Genomic DNA, 6462 nt, shown 5'->3' on the forward strand with positions numbered 1-6462 from the left:
CAAAATGGTCAGTATATTTGTGATGAAATTGGAACAGGAGCAATCAAAATATGAAAGGACCATTATTTTACTCAAAAATTCTTCTCTTCGGAGAATACGGGATTATAAAAGATTCTAAAGGTTTATCAATTCCTTATAATTTTTACAATGGTGCGCTTAAAGTTGATGAAAATCCAACTCAGGAAGCTATTAAATCCAATGCAAGTCTGAGAAGATTTGTAACTTATTTGGAGCAACTACAACGCGAACAATCTGAATTAGTAACTTTCAATTTAGAAGTTTTAAAAACGGATGTTGAACGCGGAATGTATTTCGATTCAAGTATTCCACAAGGTTATGGAGTTGGAAGTAGTGGCGCATTAGTTGCTGCGATTTATGACAAATATGCCAACAATAAAATCACCGTTTTAGAAAACCTGACAAGAGAAAAATTATTACAACTGAAAACCATTTTCTCTCAAATGGAATCGTTTTTCCATGGAAAAAGTTCCGGACTTGATCCATTAAATAGTTATCTGAGCATTCCAATCCTTATCAACTCTAAAGACAATATTGAAGCCACGGGAATTCCTTCACAAAGAACAACCGGAAAAGGCGCTGTATTTTTACTAGATTCAGGAATTGTTGGAGAAACCGCTCCAATGGTGACCATTTTCATGGAAAACCTGAAAGACCAGGGTTTCCGAAAAATGCTAAAAACGCAATTCGTAAAATATACCGATGCCTGTGTGGAAAATTTCCTGGGCGGCGATATGAAATCACTTTTTGCAAATACCAAACAATTATCTAAAGTCGTTTTGAATAACTTCAAACCAATGATTCCGGAAGCCTTTCACGGTGTTTGGCAAAATGGAATTGACACCAACGATTACTACTTAAAACTTTGTGGTTCTGGTGGTGGCGGTTATATTTTAGGCTTTACTGAAGACTTAGAAAAAGCGAAAAAATCCCTTAAAGATTATAAATTGGAAGTGGTTTACCAATTCTAATTTCCCAAAAATGTTAAGTCGAAAAACCAAACATTTACTTCTCAAAATTGTCAGTATGCTTTCGGTGGTTCGTGGCTATAACATTGCCATTATTGTCTTGGCACAATACTTATCCGCCATCTTTATTTTAGCGCCTGAAAAAAAAAGGGCACTCGATATTATCCTCGATTTTAATTTATTCATGATTGTAATTGTTTCCAGTTTAACGATTGCTTCAGGCTATATCATCAATAATTTTTACGACAGCGAAAAAGATTTAATCAACAGACCAAACAAATCACAACTCGACCGATTGGTGAGTCAAAAAACAAAGCTCAGAGTTTATTTTACTGTCAATTTTATTGTTTTTTTATTATCCTTTTTTGTTTCGTTTCGTGCCGTTTTATTTTTCTCAGCCTACATTTTCCTGATTTGGTTTTACTCGCATAAACTCAAAAAAATATTGATTGTCGGGAATCTGACTGCGGCATTCCTTGCTGTTTTACCTTTTTTCGCCATTTTATTGTATTACAAAAACTTCTATCCACAGATTTTTGCGCACGCTACTTTCCTTTTTCTCTTACTGCTAATTAGAGAAATCATTAAAGATTTAGAAAACATAAAAGGCGATATTGCCAACGATTATCAAACGATTCCGGTTGTTTTTGGCGAAAGCCCTGCAAAAAAAATCATTACGCTGCTTACCGTTTTGACTATCGTTCCAATTTATTGCTTAGTCCAAATATTCGAAGTTGGCTATATGGATATTTACTTCTATGTGAGTCTGATTGTCTTGATTTTCTTTCTGCAAAAACTTTGGAAATCCGACTCCAAACCAGATTATTTAAAACTACACAACATCTTGAAACTCCTGGTAGTTTCAGGTGTTTTCTGTATCATTTTAATCAATCCCGAAGTGCTTGTTCACGGCAAAAGATTGTTGAGATTCTAGTTTATCTGAAGCGAAAGTTCATTGCAATTGCTAAACCATTTTCCCGCTTTCGTTACAATCTGTCATTGCGAGCTTGCGTAGCAATCTCGCAACAACAGGATTTACTCTCCAATCGGGGCTAAAAACAATCAATAGCTTTGTACTTCTTAAAAGTGTATCTTTGCACCAAATTACAGAATTATGAATAACAAGGAAGGCAATAATAAACGAAGTGGCTCACGTCCAAACAGTTCGCGACCAAGTTCGAATAAGCCAAAACCTGCTATGGCAAAACGTGCCCAAGGTCCGAAAAAGGCAAAACCAACTGCAAAAGCGGAAGCGGTTGCAACAAATAAAGTAGAGAAAAAACCGAATCAGGCAGCAAAAAGACCAAAAGTAGCTGACGAAATTCGTTTGAATAAATACATCTCCAATTCTGGTGCGTGTTCGCGTCGTGATGCTGATATCTATATCCAATCAGGTAATGTGAAAGTAAATGGAATTCCGGTAACCGAAATGGGTTATATGGTAAAACCTGGTGATGTGGTAAATTTTGATGGCGCAACTTTAACTCCGGAAAAGAAAGAATATATCTTGCTGAACAAACCTAAAAACTTCACAACAGCATTAGACGAAGGTCAGGAATTCCGTAATGTTTTAGAGTTGGTAAAAGGTTCAACAACCGCAAAAATTGGTGCTATTGGCAGAATGGATAAAAACACAACAGGTCTTTTGATATTTACAAACGACACTGATATGATTAGAAAATTTACGTTGCCGAATCAAAAATCGACTAAAATTTATCAGGTTTCATTGGACAAAAATTTGAAGTTTGATGACTTGGAAAAAATCAGCAAAGGACTTACACTTGACGGACACAAAGTATTGGTTCAGGAAATAAGCTACATCGAAAACGAGCCAAAAAGTGAAATCGGTTTACAAATAAAATCTCCAAACGTAAAAGTGGTTCGTAACATTTTTGAACATTTAGGGTATGATGTTTTGCGAATTGACAGAGTAGCGTTCGCCGGATTAACCAAAAAGAATTTGCCTCGTGGCAACTGGCGTTTCCTGACAGAACAGGAAATTATCAATTTGAAAAACTCATAAAAAATCAATATTTCAAATTACTTTTAGATTTAGTTAGCCACGAATACACGAATAATTTCTAGTGAATTTTTAAAAAAAATATTCGTGCATTCGTGGCAAATTTATCAAATAAGAAGAATTTTAATCCAAAATAATAAAGCCCTCTCGTTTTGAGAACGAGAGGATTTTTCATTTAATAAAACTATGTCACAAGAAAAAAATCTATCTATTGCAATGCTTTGGTTTGAAGCATTCAACGCACACAACTTAGAAAAACTATTATCGTTATATGATGATGAAGCGCAGCATTTCAGTCCAAAATTAAAAATCCGTCATCCCGAAACTAACGGTTTGGTTACCGGAAAGGAATCGCTTAGAACTTGGTGGAAAGATGCTTTTGACCGATTGCCAAGTCTGCATTATAAAGTAACTTCTTTAACATCAAATGCCGATAGGGTTTTTATGGAATATATTAGAAATGTTGAGAACGAAGACAACATACTCGTTGCCGAAGTATTGGAAATCAAAGAAGGAAAAATCATGGCTTCACGGGTTTATCACGGCTAATTTTATCATTTCATTAACAAATCAATCCGTCAGAAACCAATAGTTTTACCGAACTAATCACTTATACATGAAAAACTTAAACACAATATCAGCAATGATTTTCCTATCATTACTTTTTGTAAACTGCAAATCAGAAAAGAAAGAACAAGATTTTAAAGCCATTACCGACGCTTATTTCGACGGTAAAAACGAATTGGATCCGCTTGGCGCAACCCAAAATGGTCAATTCGAATACAACGACAAATTGGTATTTGAAATGACTGATTCGTATCGTAAAAAACAAGCTGCTTTTTATGATAAATATGAAAATGAATTGGCAACAGTTGATACAACTGCACTATCTGTAGAAGAGAAAAACAGCTATGACATCATCAAATGGGAAGTTTCTATTGGTAAAGATTTATTGAAATATGATACCAATTTGATGCCTGTTCAACAGTTTTGGGGAACGAACTTAACCTTGGGACAATTTGCCAGCGGCTCAAGTGCACAGCCTTTCAAAACAGAGAAAGATTATAAAAACTTCCTGAAAAGAATGGATTTGTTTTCAGTTTGGATGGATTCTGCGATGGTTTACATGAAAAAAGGAATCGATAAAGGAATCGTTTTGCCAAAAACTTTAACGGTAAAAGTTATACCACAATTCGAGAGCATGGTTACGCCAAATGTGGAAGACAATCTTTTTTATTCTTCAGTAAAATCATTTCCAAAAGAAATTACAGCAGAACAACAGGAGGCGCTGAAAAAAGAATATGCTGCAACAATCAAGGAAAAAATAGAACCACAGGTTAAAAAAATGACTGCATTTTTGAAAAACGAATACCTGACTGCTTCTCGTAGTACAAGTGGAATTGGTAGTCTGCCAAATGGGAAAGAATTGTATAAAGTCTATGCAAAACAATGGACAACAACCAGCAAAACTCCGGAAGAAATTCATGCACTTGGTTTAACAGAAGTAGCAAGAATCAAAGCCGAAATGGAAAAAGTAAAAGATCAGGTTGGTTTCAAAGGAACAATAAACGAATTCTTTGAGCATGTTAGAACAAAACCTGAATTAATGGCATTCAAAACTCCGGAAGATGTTATTGCCAACTTCGAAAGAATCCATAAAACAATTCAGCCTAATGTTGACAAGTTGTTTTCATTACAGCCAAAATGCCCTTTCCAAATCAAAAGAACAGAAGCCTTCAGAGAAAAATCTGCCAGCGCAGAATACAGTCAGGGAACGGCTGATGGCAAAAGACCTGGAACTTTTTATGTGCCAATTCCGGATGTAAAAAAATACAATTGCTATGGTGATGAGGATTTGTTCCTGCACGAAGCTATTCCGGGACATCACTTTCAAATTTCATTGCAACAGGAAAATAATGAATTACCAGATTTTAGAAAATTCAATTGGTTTGGTGCGTATGGTGAAGGTTGGGCTTTATATACCGAAAGTTTAGGAAAAGAATTAGGTTTATATACTGATCCTTATCAATACTTCGGAATGTTAGGAAACGAAATGCACAGAGCAGTAAGATTAGTGGTTGATACAGGAATTCATAATTTAGGATGGACACGTGAACAAGCAATCAAATATTCTTTAGAAAATGAAGCTGAAAGCGAAGAAGGCATTACTGCTGAAATCGAGCGTTATATGGCAATTCCGGGACAAGCTTTGTCTTATAAAATGGGGCAAATGAAAATTTTGGAACTGCGTAAAAAAGCACAAGATAAGATGAAAGACAAATTTGACATCAAAGTTTTCCATCAAAAAGTATTGGAATCAGGTGTGTTGCCTTTAGCACTTCTGGAAAAGAAAATAAACAACTGGATTGAAACCGGTAAATAATTAAAAGAAAAAAGCCCCGTCTCTTTCCAAAAAACGAGACGGGGCTTTTTTCTAGTTCTTAACAGTTAATTCAAGACTTTTATAATCTATCGGATTTCCCGTGACATCATAAAAATCATATTTGTAAGTTAGTTTACCATCGACTTCTTCAATATTTATTTTCATTTGATAAAACCCTTGGTTCCATTCGACAACAACATTATAAGAGTAATCGCCAACGCCAAAACTTCCAGGTAAATTACTGGTATAGATTAGTTTTTTCGATTTAAGATTCAGCGTCTGCAATTCGATATTTTCATAAGTTCCAATCTCATCACCATCGATAGATTGTCCCATATAATCATATTTCCCGGGAGATTTGCTTTTTTTGTTTTTCTCTTTAGGATCGTTATAAACGTCTTTTATAGAAAAGATAACATCTTTTAATGAGTTTTTACCGACATTCAACAAATAAAACCGCAATTGATGGTGATACATCAATTTATGGACTTTCTTTCCTTTTTCGTCAGTAGATGTATTGCCATCACTCAAATCATTATCAACGATTTCTATAATTGGCAAATTTTGACCAAAGTTTTGATTAAAGGAACTTGATTCCAGTCTTTTAGTTTTCTGTTCTGCTTCCTCAACAATTTTGTCTTTCTCAACAATTTCGGCATGTAGAACTTCGATTTGTTTAATAGCTTCATCCAATTCTTTCTGTTTTTGTGCAGAAATAGAACTGGATGTGTTCTTATAAAGTAAGTATACAGAAAACGCTAGTAAAATAAAACCGAAAAATGCAACAACCGCGGTTATCATAAGCTTTCTACCTTTCATTAGGATTATAAATTTAAATCAAAAGATTTCTTATGTTGTAAAAATAAATCAATTTACAAAAATTAAAACACTCTAAAACAATAAAGTGTAAACATATTATTAACCGATTTATAACAAAAAAAAAGCCCCAACAAAAGTTAGAGCTTTTCTGTGCGGGTAATAGGACTCGAACCTACACGCCTTGCGGCACCAGATCCTAAGTCTGGCATGTCTACCAATTTCACCATACCCGCAAAATTGTGAGTGCAAATATA

Annotated in this window: 6 protein-coding genes and 1 tRNA gene; 5 read left to right on the top strand and 2 right to left on the bottom strand. The window is 34.8% G+C overall.

What is annotated here, in order from left to right; genetic code table 11:
• Positions 1 to 50: 50 nt before the first annotated feature.
• From ABIQ27_RS10125 to ABIQ27_RS10145, 5 genes are all read left to right on the top strand, one after another.
• A complete protein-coding gene (locus ABIQ27_RS10125; protein WP_348033772.1) occupies positions 51 to 989 on the top strand; it encodes a mevalonate kinase in 939 nt (312 codons plus the stop codon).
• Between the two features lie 10 nt (positions 990 to 999).
• Positions 1000 to 1920: a geranylgeranylglycerol-phosphate geranylgeranyltransferase gene (locus tag ABIQ27_RS10130; RefSeq protein WP_348033773.1), complete on the top strand. Its 921-nt coding sequence runs from the start codon at positions 1000 to 1002 to the stop codon at positions 1918 to 1920.
• A 180-nt stretch (positions 1921 to 2100) separates the two neighbouring features.
• Positions 2101 to 3009: a pseudouridine synthase gene (locus ABIQ27_RS10135; RefSeq protein WP_348033774.1), complete on the top strand. Its 909-nt coding sequence runs from the start codon at positions 2101 to 2103 to the stop codon at positions 3007 to 3009.
• A 183-nt stretch (positions 3010 to 3192) separates the two neighbouring features.
• Positions 3193 to 3555, top strand: a complete 363-nt coding sequence (locus ABIQ27_RS10140) for a nuclear transport factor 2 family protein (RefSeq protein WP_348033775.1) — start codon at positions 3193 to 3195, stop codon at positions 3553 to 3555.
• Positions 3556 to 3622: 67 nt separating this feature from the next.
• Entirely contained in the window at positions 3623 to 5389 is a 1767-nt protein-coding gene (locus ABIQ27_RS10145) for a DUF885 domain-containing protein (protein WP_348033776.1), read from the top strand.
• Positions 5390 to 5440: 51 nt separating this feature from the next.
• Here ABIQ27_RS10145 and ABIQ27_RS10150 read toward each other — a convergent pair whose 3' ends face one another.
• Together ABIQ27_RS10150 and ABIQ27_RS10155 are read right to left on the bottom strand one after the other, a co-directional pair.
• Positions 5441 to 6208, bottom strand: a complete 768-nt coding sequence (locus ABIQ27_RS10150) for a hypothetical protein (protein ID WP_348033777.1) — start codon at positions 6206 to 6208, stop codon at positions 5441 to 5443.
• A 151-nt stretch (positions 6209 to 6359) separates the two neighbouring features.
• Positions 6360 to 6441 (bottom strand) — tRNA-Leu (locus ABIQ27_RS10155).
• Positions 6442 to 6462: the final 21 nt, after the last annotated feature.

Source organism: Flavobacterium sp. (assembly GCF_039916025.1).
In the GTDB taxonomy this organism is placed as follows: domain Bacteria; phylum Bacteroidota; class Bacteroidia; order Flavobacteriales; family Flavobacteriaceae; genus Flavobacterium.